Source organism: uncultured Pseudacidovorax sp., from assembly GCF_913773995.1.
GTDB lineage: Bacteria > Pseudomonadota > Gammaproteobacteria > Burkholderiales > Burkholderiaceae_C > Xenophilus.
On the sequence record NZ_CAJYES010000113.1, the window covers coordinates 1 to 15,007 of the forward strand.

Genomic DNA, 15,007 nt, shown 5'->3' on the forward strand with positions numbered 1-15,007 from the left:
GCCCACGCAGGTGGATCTGGCGCCCTTCTCGCCGGAGCGCTTCCGGTGACGGCCGCGCCCTGGTCGCTGGGCGTGGACATGGGCGGCACCTTCGTCGATGCCGTGGCGCTGCATGAGGACGGCCGCAGCGTGGCGATCAAGCATCCGCGCGCAGGGCGGCGGCTGGCCGAGCCGGTGGTCGAGGCGATCGATCGGCTCTGTGCCGAAGCCGGCATCACGCCGCAAGACGTGGGCCGGGTGGTGCATGGCTCCACGGTCATCACCAATCTGCTGCTGGAACTGGACGAGCCGCCCGTCGCCTTGCTGCTGACGCGCGGCTTCGGCGATGTGCCGGTGCTGGCCCGGCAGGACCGGCGGGCGCTGTACGAGCCCGTGATTGGGCCGGCCGTGCCGGAGGCGGCGTTGTTCCCGCCGTCGTTGCGCTTCGAGATCGGCGGCCGCATCGACGCGCAGGGGTACGAGGTCGAGCCGCTGGACCTGTCCGCCCTCGAAGCCGCCGTCGAAGCCATCGCGGCGGCGGGTGTCAAGGCGGTGGCGGTCTGCCTGCTGTTCTCGCACCGCAACCCGGCGCATGAACGGCAGGTCGGCGAGCGGCTCCGGGCCCGGCTGCCGCAGTTGCACATCTCTCTCTCCCACGAGGTCGATCCGGCGCCGCGCGAGTTCGAACGTGGGCTCACCACCGCGCTCGACGCCTATGCCAAGCCGCTGGCGACGGGCTATCTGCAGGCGCTGGCGGCCGCGCTCAGCACGCGCCGCTTGCCGGCGCCGACGCTCATGCATTCCGAAGGGACCGTCCGGCCCTGGCAGGATCTGGCCGCGCGCCCGATCGGGCTGGCGATGTCCGGCCCCTGCGCCGCACTGCGCGGCGTTGCCGCCTGTCTGGACGAAGGCGGGCGGCGCGGCGCCGTGCTCACGCTGGACGTTGGCGGCACCAGCGCCGACATCGGCCTGCTTGATGGTGGCCATCCCGCTTTCGCCGAATCGCTGGAATGCGGTGGGCTGGGCATCCGTCAGCGCTGCGTGGACATCGCCTCCATCGCCATCGGGGGCGGCAGTGTGCTGCAGGTGCTGGCGGGCGGAGCGCTGCGCATCGGCCCGCGCTCGCAGGGCGCCTGGCCGGGACCGGCGGCCTACGGACAGGGCGGCCGGCTCGCCACGCTGAGCGATGCGTTGTGCGTGCTCGGTCGCCTGCCTGTCCGGCTCGCGGGCGCTCTGGCGCTGGACCGCCGCGCCGCTGAGGCCGCCCTTGCGCACGATGTGGTGCAACCGCTGGGCCTGCCCCTTGCGGGTGCCGCCGAGGCCGTCGTGCAGGCCGCCGCCGCCCACATGGCCGAGGCGCTCAAGACCCATGCCTTCCAGCGCGGCCTGGACCCGGCCGACGCGCAGCTCGTGGCCGTGGGCGGTGGCGGCGCGCAGCATGCCGCGGAGGTCGCGGCGCTGGCTGGCATGCCCGCGGTGCGCGTGCTGCCGCAGGCGGGTGTGATGGCGGCGCTGGGCATGGTCCGCGGGCCGGAGGAATCGAGCGCAGCGCCGCTGCGCACCGCGCGCGAGGCCTGGGCCGGCATCGCGCCGCAGGGCCACGGTCCGACAGCGCTCTTCGCGCCCATGACCACCGTCTGGGTGCCGGCCGGCTGGCGCTGGCGCATCGAGGACGATGGCGCGCTGTTGCTGGAGGCGGTGGCATGAGTTCGTCCCCGCGCGATCACCGTGCATCGCTCGAGCCCGCCATCGCAATGCGGATGGAGCCGCTGCGCCTGGCCTTGCAGGGCGCGGCCGACCGCATGCAGTCGGCCATGATGCGCGCCGCCGTCTCTTCCATCGCACGGGAGGGCGGCGACTGCGCGGCAGCGCTGTTCCTGCCCGACGGCCGCCTGCTCGCGCAGGCGCGTTCGCTGCCGCTGCTGTTGGGCTCGCTCATCCCGGCAGTGGCGGGCGTGCTGGCGCGCTTCCCGGCCGGCACCATGCGCAACGGTGATGGCTTTCTGCTCAACGACCCGTGGTCGGGCGGCACCCACCTGCCCGACATTGCGCTCGTCCATCCCGTCTTCGACGGCCGCGAACTGATCGCCCTGGCCGCCACCAGCCTGCACCACCAGGACGTGGGTGGCATGGCGGCGGGCTCCATTCCGCCCGACGCGACCGAGATCCACCAGGAGGGCCTGCGTCTACCACCGGTTCGCTGGCGCGATGCGGCGGGCGTGCTGCCCGACATCGACGCCATCCTGGGCGCCAACACGCGCACCCCCGCCAACCTGCGCGGCGACCTGGAGGCGCAATGGACCGCGCTGGCCCAGGGCGCGCGCGAGCTGCGTCAGATCGCTCGCCACACCGGCGAGCGCTTCGCGGCCGTGTGCGAGGCATTGCTCGCCCAGTCCGCCGACATGACCCGTGCCGCGCTGGCCGCCGCGCCCGATGGCGAATGGCGCTGGCAGGACCAGCTCGACGGCGGCGATGACGCGCAGGCCGCGCCCATCGTCATCGCCGTGCGGCTGCACAAGCAGGGCGAGGCGATCACGCTCGACTTCGAGGGCAGCTCGCCGCAGGTACGCGCACCGCTCAATGCGTCCGCGGCGGCGATGCTGTCGGCGGCGCTGTTCTTCATGCGCACGCTGGCGCCGCAGGCGCCCAACAACGCGGGCTGCCTGGCACCGCTGACGCTGCGGCTGCCGCCCGGCAGCGTGGTCAATCCGGACTGGCCGGCGGCCGTCAATGCCCGCACCGCCACGGTCAAGCTGGCCTGCAACGCCGTCCTCGGCGCCTGGGCCCAGGCCACGGGAGCGCAGGGCGAGGGCGTGGCGCCGCATGCGGGCGTGGCCACCGTGCTCGCGCTCAGCGGCAGCCGCGGCGACGGTCGTCGCTGGATGTTCACCGAGATCATCGCCAGTGGCGCGGGCGCCAGCGCCACGGCGCCGGGCCGCGCCGGCGTCTCCACCGACGTGGGTAACGCGCGCAATACGCCCATCGAGGTGATCGAGGCCGAGGCGCCGCTGCGCCTGCTGCAGTACGCCATCCGACGCGGCTCGGGTGGCGCGGGCGCGCAGGCCGGCGGCGACGGTGTGCGGCGCGAATACCTGCTGCTCGACGGCGAAGGCTGGATCGCCTACCGCGGCGAGCGTCACCGGAGCCAGGCCCGCGGCGCCCAGGGTGGCGGCACGGGCGCGAGTGCCTCGGCACGCCTTCTGCATGCCGACGGGCGTGTGCAGCCGCTGGCTGCCCGCAGCCGGGTGCGCTGGCAGGCCGGTGACCGGCTGCTCATCGAAACCGCCGGCGGTGGCGGCTGGGGTGCGGTGGCCGCGGATGCAGCGGCTGCCGGCGCCGCGTCGCCGTCCTTGATGTCTCCAACGCCTTCTCCATCGTCTTCCTTCCATCCCGACCCACGCCAGGAGTGCCCATGAACCGACCGTCCTTCTTCCTTCGCCGCCGTGCCGGCCTGGCCTTGGTGGCGGCCCTTGCGAGCGGTGCGCTGCTGGCGCCGGCCAGCGGCCAGGCGCAGGGGGCGTATCCGAGCAAGCCCATCCACATCGTGGTGCCCTTTCCCCCCGGCGGCAGCACCGACGTGTTGGCGCGCCGCATCGGCGACAAGCTCGCCAGCGCCTGGGGCCAGCCGGTGGTGGTGGACAACCGCGCCGGAGCCGGCGGCACCGTGGGCGCGGACTACGTGTCCAAGTCCGCGCCGGACGGCTACACGCTGCTGATGGGCGTGACCGGCAGCAATGCCATCGCACAGGCGCTGTACGCCAAGCTGCCCTACGACGTGGTCAAGGACTTCGCGCCTGTCTCGATGGTGGTGAGCGCGCCACTGGTGCTGGCCGTGAATCCGGACGTGAAGGTGCGCACGGCGCAGGAGTTCCTGGCGCTGGCCAAGTCCAGGCCGGGCGGCCTGAGCTATGGCTCGGCGGGCAACGGCACGTCGATGCACCTGACGGGCGAGATGTACAAGCAGGCGGCGGGCGTGTCCATGGTCCACATCCCCTACCGCGGCAGCGCGGGCATGCTGACCGACCTGATGAGCGGGCAGATCCAGGCGACCTTCGGCGACGTGCTGGTGCTGATGCCGCAGATCCAGGCCGGCAAGCTGCGGGCCCTGGCCGTCACGTCGAAGACGCGGCACCCGATGCTGCCGGACGTGCCAACGCTGGACGAGGCGGGCCTCAAGGGCTTCGAGGCCTTGTCGTGGCAGGGCCTGTTCGCGCCGGCCGGCACGCCGCCCGAGGTGGTGGAGAAGCTGAGTGCCGAGGTGAACAAGGCGGTGCGCTCGCCGGATGTGCGGGAGTATTTCGCGTCGCGCGGCTTCATCGTCGAGGGCACGACGCCGGCGGCCTTCAAGGCGCTGATCGAGGCCGAGGTGAAGAAGTGGACGCCGATCGTGAAGTACTCGGGGGCGCGGGCGGATTGAAGTTTGGTGCGCTGTGCCGCTGTGGCGTTGGGTTGGCGCGTTGACGGTTGGTTTGACCTACCTTGGCAACGGGTGCGTTGTTCAGGCGTTCCATTCCTCTGCCCTGGGTGAAGTCCACTCGCCGGCGTTGGCGGATGCTGCTGTTGAGTGGAATTTCCGGGCGCTGGACGGTCCGCCAGCCCCGGCCCGCCCGGCCGCCTCGCCCACAGGCTGCGCCGCGCGCTGAACGCTCGCGGAACCTGCGGTGCTCACCGGATGAGCGCGCGGCGTAACTCGCTCCGCGCTTCGCGCTGCGCTCAGACAAACGCCGCGAGTCAGTCACGACCGGCCCGCGGGGGCCGCGGGCCTCGCTCATCCGGCTGCGCGCCTCGGCGCATCCTGAGGGCGAGGCGGCCGGGCGGGGCGGGGCCGGCTCCTGGGTGATCGGGCGTGGCGCTGCCCTTTGGCGTCCTTGAAGACAACGCAGACCCATTCACCCAACAGCCGTTCGGCCTAAAAAGCGCAGGTCAGCTCACCCAAAAACCTTTCGTGCTGAGCTTGTCGAAGCCAGGGCATGTGGGGATCAACGCACTTCGACAGCCTTAGGGCGAACGGATTGATGGACTCACCGACGGGGCAAGCGTGCTGATTGGGTAAGCACGCGGATGAGCCCCTTGGAACCTGACCAAGGACAACACCCGTCGATCACCCCCAAGCCTGGCGGGAGCGGCCCCCAGGGCGCGGCCGTTGGGCGTGCCGAGGCGCGCAGCCTGGCGAGTGAGGTGCGCGAGCATCGCGCGCCGGCCGTCTCTGACTCGTGGCGCTTGTTTGAGCGGAGCGCGTCAGCGCGCAGCGAGTTGCGCCACGCACTCGCCAGGCGAGCACCGCAGGGGACCCCGAGCGTTCAGCGAGGGGCACGCACATCGGCCGCGCCCTGGGGGCCGCTCCCGCCGGGCGTCTTCGCGGAGACAACGGTCCACAGACCCCTCATGCGACCACGGCGCATCCTTCCTCGCTGCGCGATACCGCGTCCCGAGGGCCCGAGGGTCTGCTTGGCAACCGATGCCAGAAATGGCGCCCCAAAAAAACAGGGCCCCGAAGAGCCCCGTCACCCATTCAGCGGAAGAACCGGATCACAGCCCCGCAGCCGCCTTCAGTGCCGCCGCCTTGTCCGTGCGCTCCCACGTGAACTCCGGCTCCTCGCGGCCGAAGTGGCCGTAGGCTGCCGTCTTGGCGTAGATGGGACGCAGCAGATCCAGCATCTGGATGATGCCCTTCGGACGCAGGTCGAAGTGCTCGTTGACCAGCGCCGCGATCTTGTCGTCGGAGATCACACCCGTGCCTTCGGTGTAGACCGTGATGTTCATCGGCTTGGCCACGCCGATGGCATAGGCCACCTGCACCTGGCACTGGCGCGCCAGACCGGCGGCCACCACGTTCTTGGCCACGTAGCGGGCCGCATAGGCGGCCGAGCGGTCCACCTTCGATGGGTCCTTGCCCGAGAAGGCGCCGCCGCCGTGCGGGCAGGCGCCGCCGTAGGTGTCGACGATGATCTTGCGGCCCGTCAGGCCGCAGTCGCCCTGCGGGCCGCCGATGACGAAGCGGCCGGTCGGGTTGATCAGGTAGCGCGTCTCCTGCAGCCATTCCTTGGGCAGCACCGGCTTGATGATCTCCTCGATCACCGCCTCGATGAAGCTGGCCTTCATCTTGGTGGGCGTCTCGCTCTGGTCCGGGTGGTGCTGGGTGGAGAGCACCACGGTGTCGATGCTGTGCGGCTTGCCGTCCACGTAGCGCATCGTCACCTGGCTCTTGGCGTCGGGCCGCAGGAAGGGCAGGCGACCGTCCTTGCGCAGCTGCGCCTGGCGCTCGACCAGGCGGTGGGCGTAGTAGATCGGCGCGGGCATCAGCTCGGGCGTCTCGTCGCAGGCATAGCCGAACATCAGGCCCTGGTCGCCGGCGCCGGTGTTCAGGTGGTCGTCGCTGGCATGGTCCACGCCCTGGGCGATGTCGTTGGACTGCTTGTCGTAGCAGACCATCACCGCGCAGCCCTTGTAATCGATGCCGTAGTCGGTGTTGTCGTAGCCGATGCGCTTGATGGTGTCGCGCGCGACCTGGATGTAGTCGACATGGGCGTTGGTGGTGATCTCGCCCGCGAGCACCACGAGGCCCGTGTTGGTTAGCGTCTCGGCGGCCACGCGCGAGCGCGGGTCCTGTTCGAAGATGGCATCGAGGATCGCGTCCGAGATCTGGTCGGCCACCTTGTCCGGATGGCCCTCGGACACCGATTCGGAAGTGAAGAGAAAGTCGTTCGCCATGTTCGAGAAAACTCCTGCAAGAAGGATGCGGACCCGGCGTTTGCCGGCACCCTCGGGAGTCTCTGGCGAACGCTTTAGCAGTTGGGTTTAACGTCGCCCTGCAAGTAGTCCTGTAACTCGGCGACAATTTCGATTCTATTCATGCCGGTCTCAGCCCGCTGGGCCGCGCGTCGGTTTTCCACCCACCCGTTTGTCCGACAACTCCTGATGACCGCGTTGTTTCGTCTGCTCGCCCGTGCGCCGCTGCCGTTGATGCATGCGTTGGGTGGGCTGCTGGGCTGGCTGGTCTGGGCGCTGGCACCCGACTACCGGCGACGCTTCCGCGAGAACGCGGCACAGGCTGGCCTCACGCCCACCCAGTGGCGCCCGGCCATCGCGGCCGCCGGCCGCATGGCCGCCGAACTGCCCTGGCTCTGGGCCCGGCCAGCGGGCGAGAGCGTGCTGCCGCGCGTGCGCCAGTGGACCGGCGACGAGGCCCTGGGCGCTGCGCTGGCCTCGGGCCGCGGCGCCATCGTCATCTCGCCGCATCTGGGCTGCTGGGAGCTGCTGGGTCAGGCGTTGGGCGAACGCTTCCTGGCCGGCCACGGGCCGATCACGGCACTGTTCCGTCCGCCACGCAAGCCCTGGATGGCGGCGCTGATGGAAGGCTCGCGCGACCGTCCCGGCCTGCACATGCTGCCCACCGATGTGTCGGGCGTTCGCGGCCTGATGCGCGCGCTCAAGAAGGGCGGCTACACCGGGATCCTGCCCGACCAGGTGCCGCCGACGGGGCAGGGCGTATGGGCGCCCTTCTTCGGCCGGCCGGCCTACACCATGACCCTCGTGCCGCGCCTCGCGCAGCTGACCGGCGCCCAGGTCTTCCTGGGCGTGTGCGAGCGGCTGCCCCATGGCCGCGGCTATGCCGTGCGCCTGCAGCCGCTGCAGGCTGCGGCCCTCGCCGATCCCAAGGCCTCCCCCGAAGAGGCCGCCACCGCCATGAACCAAGGCATCGAGCAACTGATCCTGAGCCTGCCTGGGCAGTACGTCTGGGACTACGCCCGCTACAAGGCGCCGCGCGCCGAGATGGAGACGGCGCGATGAGCGCCGCCCGGCCGCTCCGAAGGCGCTCGCACCCGCAGTGCGCAGCACGGAGGGTTTCGCTGTGAGCTTGTCAGCCCGCATCGGCATTGGCTTCATGCGTGCGCTGGCCCACCTGCCGCTGCCGGTGGTGCGCGGCCTGGGTGCAGCGCTCGGACCGGTGCTGCATGCGCTCGCCAAGCCGCGTCGCCACGTGGTGGACGTCAACTTGGCCCTGTGCTTTCCGGAGAAGACGCCCGAGGAGCGCCGCCGCATCGCGCGCCAGACCTTCGTCTACGTGGCCCAGGCCTGGTTCGATCGCGCCTGGCTGTGGCACGCGCCGGCCGAGGTGATCCGACAGCGCGTGACGCTCAAAGGCGCGCTGGACGAGATCGATGTGGGCGAGCAGCCCACGATCCTCTTCGCGCCGCACTTCTACGGGCTGGACGCCGCTGCCACGCGGCTGACGATGCACACACCCAAGCAGTCCACCACCATCTACACCACGCAGCGCGACCCGGTCATGGACGAGTGGACACGCCAGGGCCGCACCCGCTTCGGCAACGTGACGGTGCTGCACCGGATGGACGGCGTGAAGCAGATCGTGGCCAATCTGCGCCGCGGGGGCCTCTTGTACCTGCTGCCCGACATGGACTTCGGTCCGGCGCATACCGAGTTCGTGCCCTTCTTCCACACGCTGGCCGCGACCACGCCCTCGCTCTCGCGCTTCTCGCGGCTGGCGCGGGCCAAGGTGGTACCGGTGCTGTCGCGGCTGACCAAGGACGGCTACGAGATCGAGGTGCTGCCGTCCTGGCAGGACTTTCCGACAGACGATGCCATCGCGGACACGGCGCGCATGAATGCGCAGCTGGCCGATTGGATCCGCACGATGCCCGCGCAGTATTACTGGGTGCACCGGCGCTTCAAGACACGGCCGCCGGGCGAGCCTTCGGTGTACTAGAGGGGTGGTTCGCTTCCAGGCTTCGACGGGCTCAGCCTGAACGGTGTTGGGTCACTGAACCGCATTCGCGCACCCGCTGGCGCTCAGCCTCTCAGGCGCGGATGCCGCCGGATGAAGGCACCGATGCGTGCCATCACCAGTTCAGGCTGCTCGTGCACCACCCAGTGCGTGGCGCCTTCCAGGCGCTCGATCTCGAGCTGGCGCACATAGTCTTCCAGGCCGTCGAGCAGGCCGGGGCGCAGGGCGATGTCCGCCATGCCCCAGAGCACCAGCGTCGGGATGTCCACCGTCACGCGCTCGCGCGGGATGTCGGGGATGTCGTTGCCGGGCTTGAGCGGCGTGACGCGGTACAGGTTGCAGGCCCCCACGAGGCCCTGCGACCACACGTCGCGGTACTGCGCCTTCACGTCGTCGGAGAGCCAGTTCGCGTTGCCGGCGCCGGCATGCATGGACGACAGCATGCCGAAGAGCCGCGCGAAGTCGTCGCGCGCCAGCACTTCCTCGCTGCCGGGGCGCGCCAGCCAGTTCATGTAGGCGCTGGCCTCCTGCTGTTCGGGGCTGTGCTTCAGCTCCCGCGCGAAGGTGCCGGCATGTGGCGAGTTGATGATCACCAGCCGGCCCACGCGCTCGGGCATGGCGTTGGCCATGCCCCAGCCGAAGGCGCCGCCCCAGTCGTGGGCGATCAGCGTGTCGATATGCCCGCCGGCCGATTCGCTCTCGGCCAGGGTGCGCAGATCCTGCATCAGGCGATGGGCCTGGTAGGCCTCCACCTCCGCTGGCGCGCTGGAGCGCTCGAAGCCGCGCAGATTGGGCGCCACGCAGCGATAGCCGCCGTTCTCCGGCCGGGCGAAATACGCCAGCAGCGGATCCCAGATGAAGGCCGCCTCCGGAAAGCCGTGGAGGAAGAGCATCAGCGGCCGGCCGGGCTCGCCGGCCGCGCGGCAGCTGAGCGTGATGCCATGCGGCAGCGCGCGCTCGAAGGTCTGGATGTCGGTCATCGCACTGGTCTCCTGGTCGTTGGGCCGGCAGACAGGCGTGAAGCCGTGAATGCGCGTCAGCCGGCGTCGGGGTGCGTCCAGCGCCAGATGATCTCGGCCGCTTCGTCCACACCCTGCTTCTTGAGGGCGGAGAAGAGTCTGACCTCGCCGCCGCCGGCCTGCAGTCGCGCAATCGACAGCGCCTTGTTGGCCTCGGCCCGCGTGAGCTTGTCGGCCTTGGTCAGCAGCACCAGGAAGTTCAGGCCCTGTTCCACGCGCGGGCGGATCACTTCCAGCAGCACCTCGTCCAGTTCGGTCATGCCCAGGCGCGGATCGCACATCAGCACCACGCCCGACAGCTGCTCGCGGGTCATCAGGTAGTTGCCCATCACCCGCTGCCAGCGCAGCTTGGCCTCGCGCGGCACGGCGGCATAGCCGTAGCCGGGCAGGTCGGCCAGCACGGCGTCGTCCACCTGGCCCTTGCCTACGCCGAACAGGTTGATGTGCTGCGTGCGGCCGGGCGTCTTGGAGGCGAAGGCGAGGCGCTTCTGCTGCGTCAGGGTGTTGATCGCCGTGGACTTGCCGGCATTGGAGCGGCCGACGAAGGCGATCTCGGGCAGGCCCAGCGGGGGCAGGGTGTCCAGCCGCGGCGAGCTGAGCAGGAAGTGCGCAGTGTGCATCCAGCCCAGGGCCGTGCGGGCGCGCTCGGCGAAGCTGGCAGCGGGCCTTGCCGGTGCTGCGGGAGCGCCGGCGGAGTCGGGAGGACCGGCGTTCTCCGCCGATCCGCTGGCGGGTGCCGCTGCGGCATCGGCCGCGTCATCCGCAGGAGAGGGCGGAAAAGTTTGATCCATTCGGTACAGGGTTCTCAAGGAGGCCGTGGGAAGGGAGGGCGATTGTAGAATTGCCGGGTTTTGCGCCAGTCAGCGCACAAGTGAAGAAGCCCACGATATGAAGTTGTTCGCGCCTTATCTGCTTGCTGCCGTGCTGGGGACCGTTCTGGGGGGAACGGCCATGGCGGCAGATGCTCCGGCCGCTGCTGCCAAGCCGGCCAAGCCCGATCCCGCCAGGGGCGACACCATCTACACGCAGGGCCCCGCCAACGGCGTCGCCTGCGCCTCGTGCCACAACGCCGACGGCAATTCGGCCATCGTCACCAATCCCAAGCTGGCCCAGCAGCATCCCGAGTACATCCTCAAGCAGCTGCACGAGTTCAAGTCCGGCAAGCGCAAGAGCGCGATCATGCAGCCCATGGTGGCCAACCTGAGCGAGCAGGACATGCGCGACATCGCCTGGTTCCTGGGCAGCAAGACCATCAAGCCCGGCTTCGCCAAGGAGAAGGACCTCGTCGTGCTGGGCGAGCGCATCTACCGCGGCGGCATCGCCGACCGTCAGGTGCCCGCTTGCGCCGGCTGCCACAGCCCGACGGGTGCCGGCATCCCTGCCCAGTACCCGCGCCTCGGGGGTCAGCACTCCGACTACACCGAAGGTCAGCTCAAGTCCTTCCGCGACGGCATCCGCGCCAACAGCCCGCAAATGACCGGCGTGGCCGCCAAGATGAACGACCGCGAGATCAAGGCCGTCGCCGACTACATCGCCGGCCTGCGTTGACTTAACGCAAGTCAAAAAACCGCAGAACCAACCGCCGACAATTCCACTCAACAAGGGCGGGCCGATCCCTGGGATCGCCCGCCCTTTTTCCTGCCTATTGCTGCTTTCGTCATGAGCGTCTCCACCCACGGCCTTCGCCTTCGAACCGGCTCGCAGGCCCTGCGCGCCGCCGTGGAACTGCTGTCGTCGATGCGTTTCGCCATCGCGCTGCTGACGGTCATCTGCATCGCCTCGGTCATCGGCACCGTGCTCAAGCAGCAGGAGCCGATCAACAACTACATCAACCAGTTCGGGCCCTTCTGGGCGCAGGTGTTCCGCAGCGCGCGGTTGGACACCATCTACAGCGCCTGGTGGTTCCTGCTGATCCTGGCCTTCCTGGTGGTCAGCACCTCGCTGTGCATCGCCCGCAACACACCGCGCATCATGGCCGACCTGCGCAGCTACAAGGAAGACCTGCGCGTGCAGGGCCTGAAGGCCTTCGGCCTGCGCGCCGAGACGGTGCTGGCCGAGTCGCCCGACGCCGCCGCCAACCGCATCGGCCAGCAGCTGGTGGGCGGCGGCTGGAAGGTCAAGCTGCAGAAGCGCGAGACGGCCGGCGCGCCGGCAGGGTGGATGGTCGCGGCCCGTGCCGGTGGCGCCAACAAGCTGGGCTACATGGCGGCGCACGGCGCCATCGTGCTGATCTGCCTGGGCGGCCTGCTCGACGGCGACCTGATCGTGCGCGCCCAGACCTGGCTGGGCGGCAAGTCGGTCTACACCGGTGGCGGCATGATCGCCGACGTGCCCGCGCAGCACCGCCTGGCGCCGACCAACCCCACCTTCCGCGGCAACATCCTGGTGCCGGAAGGCGCGCAATCGTCGGTGGCCATCCTCAACCAGGCCGACGGCGTGCTGCTGCAGGAGCTGCCCTTCGCCATCGAGCTCAAGAAGTTCATCGTCGACTACTACGCGACCGGCATGCCCAAGCTCTTCGCGAGCGAGGTGGTGCTGCACGACCGCGCCAGCGGCGAGACGAAGACCGCGCGCATCGAGGTCAACCATCCCGCGAGCTGGAAGGGCATCGAGATCTACCAGTCCAGCTTCGACGACGGCGGCTCGCGCGTGAAGCTGCGCGCCGTGCCCATGGGCGCGGCAGCCAAGCCCTTCGAGGTCGAGGGCACCATCGGCACCAGCACCGAGCTGACCAACGGCAAGGACAAGCTCACGCTCGAATACACGGCGCTGCGCGTGATCAACGTCGAGAACTTCGCCGGTGCCAATGGCGGCAGCGGGGCCGACGTGCGCAAGGTGGACCTGGTGGGCAGCCTCGAATCGCGCCTGGGCGCTGCCCACAAGGTGGACAAGCCCAAGGAGCTGCGCAACATCGGCCCGAGCATCGGCTACAAGCTGCGCGATGCGGCCGGCCAGGCGCGTGAATACCAGAACTACATGGTGCCGACGGTGATGGAGGAAGGCGCGCCGCCGGTCTTCCTGCTCGGCGTGCGCGAGCAGCCCGACCAGCCTTTCCGATACCTGCGGGTGCCCGCCGACGACGAGATGGGGATGGCGGGCTTCACCCGCCTGCGCGAGGCGCTGGCCGACCCGGCAGTGCGCGCCCGTGCGGTCGACCGCTATGTGGCCCAGGCCATCGGCGCAGATCGTCCGGAGCAGGCGCAGCAGCTGCGCGCCTCGGCCCTGCGCGCCATCGGCCTGTTCGCCGGCGCCGAGCAACTGCAGGCCGGCACTGCGCGTGCGGACGGGCGCAACGCCTCCGGCTGGCAGGCCATCGCCGAATTCATCGACCAGCAGGTGCCCGAAGCCGAGCGCGAGCGCGCGGGTCAGATCCTGGTTCGCGTGGTCAACGACGTGCTCTTCGAGCTGCTCAACCTGAGCCGCACGCAGGCGGGTCAGCCGCCACTGCAGCGCGACGAGAAATCCCAGGCATGGCTCACGCAGGCCGTGCTGTCGCTGAGCGACGCCGCCTTCTACCCAGCGCCCGTGGCGCTCATGCTGACCGACTTCACGCAGGTGCAGGCCAGCGTCTTCCAGGTGGCCCGCGCGCCGGGCAAGAGCGTGGTGTATCTGGGCTGCCTGTTGCTGATCGTGGGCATTTTTGCCATGCTCTACGTCCGCGAGCGGCGGCTGTGGGTGTGGCTGGCGCCGCGTGCCGACGGCGCAGGCGCAGAGGCCGCGATGGCCCTGTCGGTCAACCGCCGCGGCCTGGACACCGACAAGGAATTCCACCGCCTGCGCGAACGACTGCTGGGCCTGCCCTCGGCCGACGCACCCTCTTCCGCGGAGACCCCATCCCGATGAACACCGTCACCAGCACCACCACGCTGAGCCTCAACGAAGGCTGGTTCACCCGCCGCAGCCTGACCGATTGGCTGTTCGCCGCCTTCGTGCTGGCGGGCGGGCTGTTCGCGCTGGCGCGCTATCACGGCGCCATGGATGTGTACGAGAAGGCTATCCTGCTCGGCACGCTGCCGGCGCTGGTGTGGCTGGGCTGGTTCTGGCGGCCGTTGCAGCGGCTGGGTGTGGTGGTGGCAGCAGCTTCGGTGCTGGCCATCGTGAGCTACCAGGGCGATCTGACGCGGGCCGACAGCGTGTTCTGGCTCAAGTACTTCCTCTCCAGCCAGTCGGCCATCCTGTGGATGAGCGTGTTGTTCTTCATGAGCACGGTCTTCTACTGGCTGGGCTTCTTCGCAAAAAACCAGTCCGACGCCATGGAGCGCATCGGCTCGCGCCTGGCCTGGGCGGCGGTGACGCTGGCACTGATCGGCACCATGGTGCGCTGGTACGAGAGCCACCAGATCGGCCCCGACATCGGCCACATCCCGGTCAGCAACCTCTACGAAGTCTTCGTGCTGTTCTGCTGGATGACGGCGGCCTTCTACCTCTACTACGAGGAGCGCTACCGCACCCGCGCGCTCGGCGCCTTCGTGATGCTGGTGGTCAGCGCCGCGGTGGGCTTTCTGCTCTGGTACACGCTGGTGCGCGGCGCGCACGAGATCCAGCCGCTGGTGCCGGCCCTGCAGAGCTGGTGGATGAAGCTGCACGTGCCAGCCAACTTCATCGGCTACGGCACCTTCTCGCTGGCGGCCATGGTGGCTTTCGCCTACCTCATCAAGCAACAGGCGGCCGAGACGCGCTGGTGGCGCCTGACGCCCATCTGGCTGCTGGGCGCGGCGCTGTGCTTCGTGCCCATCGCCTTCCGTCAGCGCGGCGTGGCCGAGGCCGGTGGTAGTTACTGGGTGGGCTATGCCCTGATTTCGTCGTTGATCGCCGCGGGCATTCTGCTGGGGCGCCGGCGCATCGCGGCCCGCCTGCCCGCCTTCGAGGTATTGGACGATGTGATGTACAAGGCCATCGCGGTCGGCTTCGCCTTCTTCACCATCGCCACGGTTCTGGGCGCGCTGTGGGCCGCCGACGCCTGGGGCGGCTACTGGAGCTGGGATCCCAAGGAGACCTGGGCGCTGATCGTCTGGCTCAATTACGCGGCCTGGCTGCACATGCGCCTGGTCAAGGGCCTGCGGGGGACGGTCGCTTCGTGGTGGGCGCTGGTGGGGCTGGCGGTGACCACCTTCGCCTTCCTGGGCGTCAACATGTTCCTGTCGGGGCTGCACAGCTACGGCACGCTGTAGCCACGGCCGCCGGCCCCCGCGCCGGCGCAGCCCCACCCGCGGCGGGGGCAGGGCTTTTGGGGCAGACTGAAATCCAGCTGGGGCCGGCCTGC

11 protein-coding genes are annotated in these 15,007 nt (G+C 69.8%); 8 read left to right on the top strand and 3 right to left on the bottom strand.

The window, feature by feature from the left end; genetic code table 11:
* Positions 1-45 precede the first annotated feature (45 nt).
* The 3 genes from QZ772_RS09905 to QZ772_RS09915 are packed head-to-tail and all read left to right on the top strand — an operon-like array spanning position 46 to position 4,396.
* A complete protein-coding gene (locus QZ772_RS09905) occupies positions 46-1,686 on the top strand; it encodes a hydantoinase/oxoprolinase family protein (RefSeq protein ID WP_295525366.1) in 1,641 nt (546 codons plus the stop codon).
* Entirely contained in the window at positions 1,683-3,395 is a 1,713-nt protein-coding gene (locus QZ772_RS09910; protein ID WP_295525368.1) for a hydantoinase B/oxoprolinase family protein, read from the top strand. Before QZ772_RS09905 ends, QZ772_RS09910 begins: the two co-directional genes overlap by 4 nt.
* The gene (locus QZ772_RS09915; RefSeq protein ID WP_295525371.1) at positions 3,392-4,396 is read left to right on the top strand and encodes a tripartite tricarboxylate transporter substrate binding protein; all 1,005 of its coding nucleotides are present in this window, start codon (positions 3,392-3,394) and stop codon (positions 4,394-4,396) included. Before QZ772_RS09910 ends, QZ772_RS09915 begins: the two co-directional genes overlap by 4 nt.
* A gap of 1,112 nt (positions 4,397-5,508) precedes the next feature.
* On the opposite strand, the gene metK is transcribed toward QZ772_RS09915, so the two are convergent.
* Positions 5,509-6,690, bottom strand: a complete 1,182-nt coding sequence (gene metK, locus QZ772_RS09920) for a methionine adenosyltransferase (protein WP_058644196.1) — start codon at positions 6,688-6,690, stop codon at positions 5,509-5,511.
* A gap of 207 nt (positions 6,691-6,897) precedes the next feature.
* Here metK and QZ772_RS09925 point away from each other — a divergent pair, with 207 nt between their 5' ends.
* Both QZ772_RS09925 and QZ772_RS09930 read left to right on the top strand, forming a co-directional pair.
* A complete protein-coding gene (locus tag QZ772_RS09925; protein WP_295525374.1) occupies positions 6,898-7,770 on the top strand; it encodes a lysophospholipid acyltransferase family protein in 873 nt (290 codons plus the stop codon).
* Between the two features lie 61 nt (positions 7,771-7,831).
* Positions 7,832-8,707, top strand: coding sequence for a lipid A biosynthesis acyltransferase (locus QZ772_RS09930; RefSeq protein ID WP_295525377.1), 876 nt, complete (start codon positions 7,832-7,834; stop codon positions 8,705-8,707).
* Between the two features lie 83 nt (positions 8,708-8,790).
* Here the strand turns inward: QZ772_RS09930 and QZ772_RS09935 are convergent, their stop codons facing one another.
* Together QZ772_RS09935 and yihA are read right to left on the bottom strand one after the other, a co-directional pair.
* Positions 8,791-9,705 (bottom strand): alpha/beta hydrolase, encoded by a 915-nt coding sequence (locus QZ772_RS09935; RefSeq protein WP_295525379.1) that lies wholly within the window; start codon positions 9,703-9,705, stop codon positions 8,791-8,793.
* 56 nt (positions 9,706-9,761) lie between these two features.
* Entirely contained in the window at positions 9,762-10,364 is a 603-nt protein-coding gene (gene yihA / locus QZ772_RS09940; protein ID WP_017757738.1) for a ribosome biogenesis GTP-binding protein YihA/YsxC, read from the bottom strand.
* A gap of 268 nt (positions 10,365-10,632) precedes the next feature.
* Here yihA and QZ772_RS09945 point away from each other — a divergent pair, with 268 nt between their 5' ends.
* From QZ772_RS09945 to ccsB, 3 genes are all read left to right on the top strand, one after another.
* On the top strand, positions 10,633-11,292 hold the full coding sequence (locus QZ772_RS09945; RefSeq protein WP_295525381.1) for a c-type cytochrome: 660 nt from the start codon (positions 10,633-10,635) through the stop codon (positions 11,290-11,292).
* 111 nt (positions 11,293-11,403) lie between these two features.
* The gene (locus QZ772_RS09950; protein WP_295525384.1) at positions 11,404-13,587 is read left to right on the top strand and encodes a cytochrome c biogenesis protein ResB; all 2,184 of its coding nucleotides are present in this window, start codon (positions 11,404-11,406) and stop codon (positions 13,585-13,587) included.
* Entirely contained in the window at positions 13,584-14,915 is a 1,332-nt protein-coding gene (gene ccsB / locus QZ772_RS09955; protein WP_295525386.1) for a c-type cytochrome biogenesis protein CcsB, read from the top strand. Before QZ772_RS09950 ends, ccsB begins: the two co-directional genes overlap by 4 nt.
* The last annotated feature ends 92 nt before the right edge of the window (positions 14,916-15,007 follow it).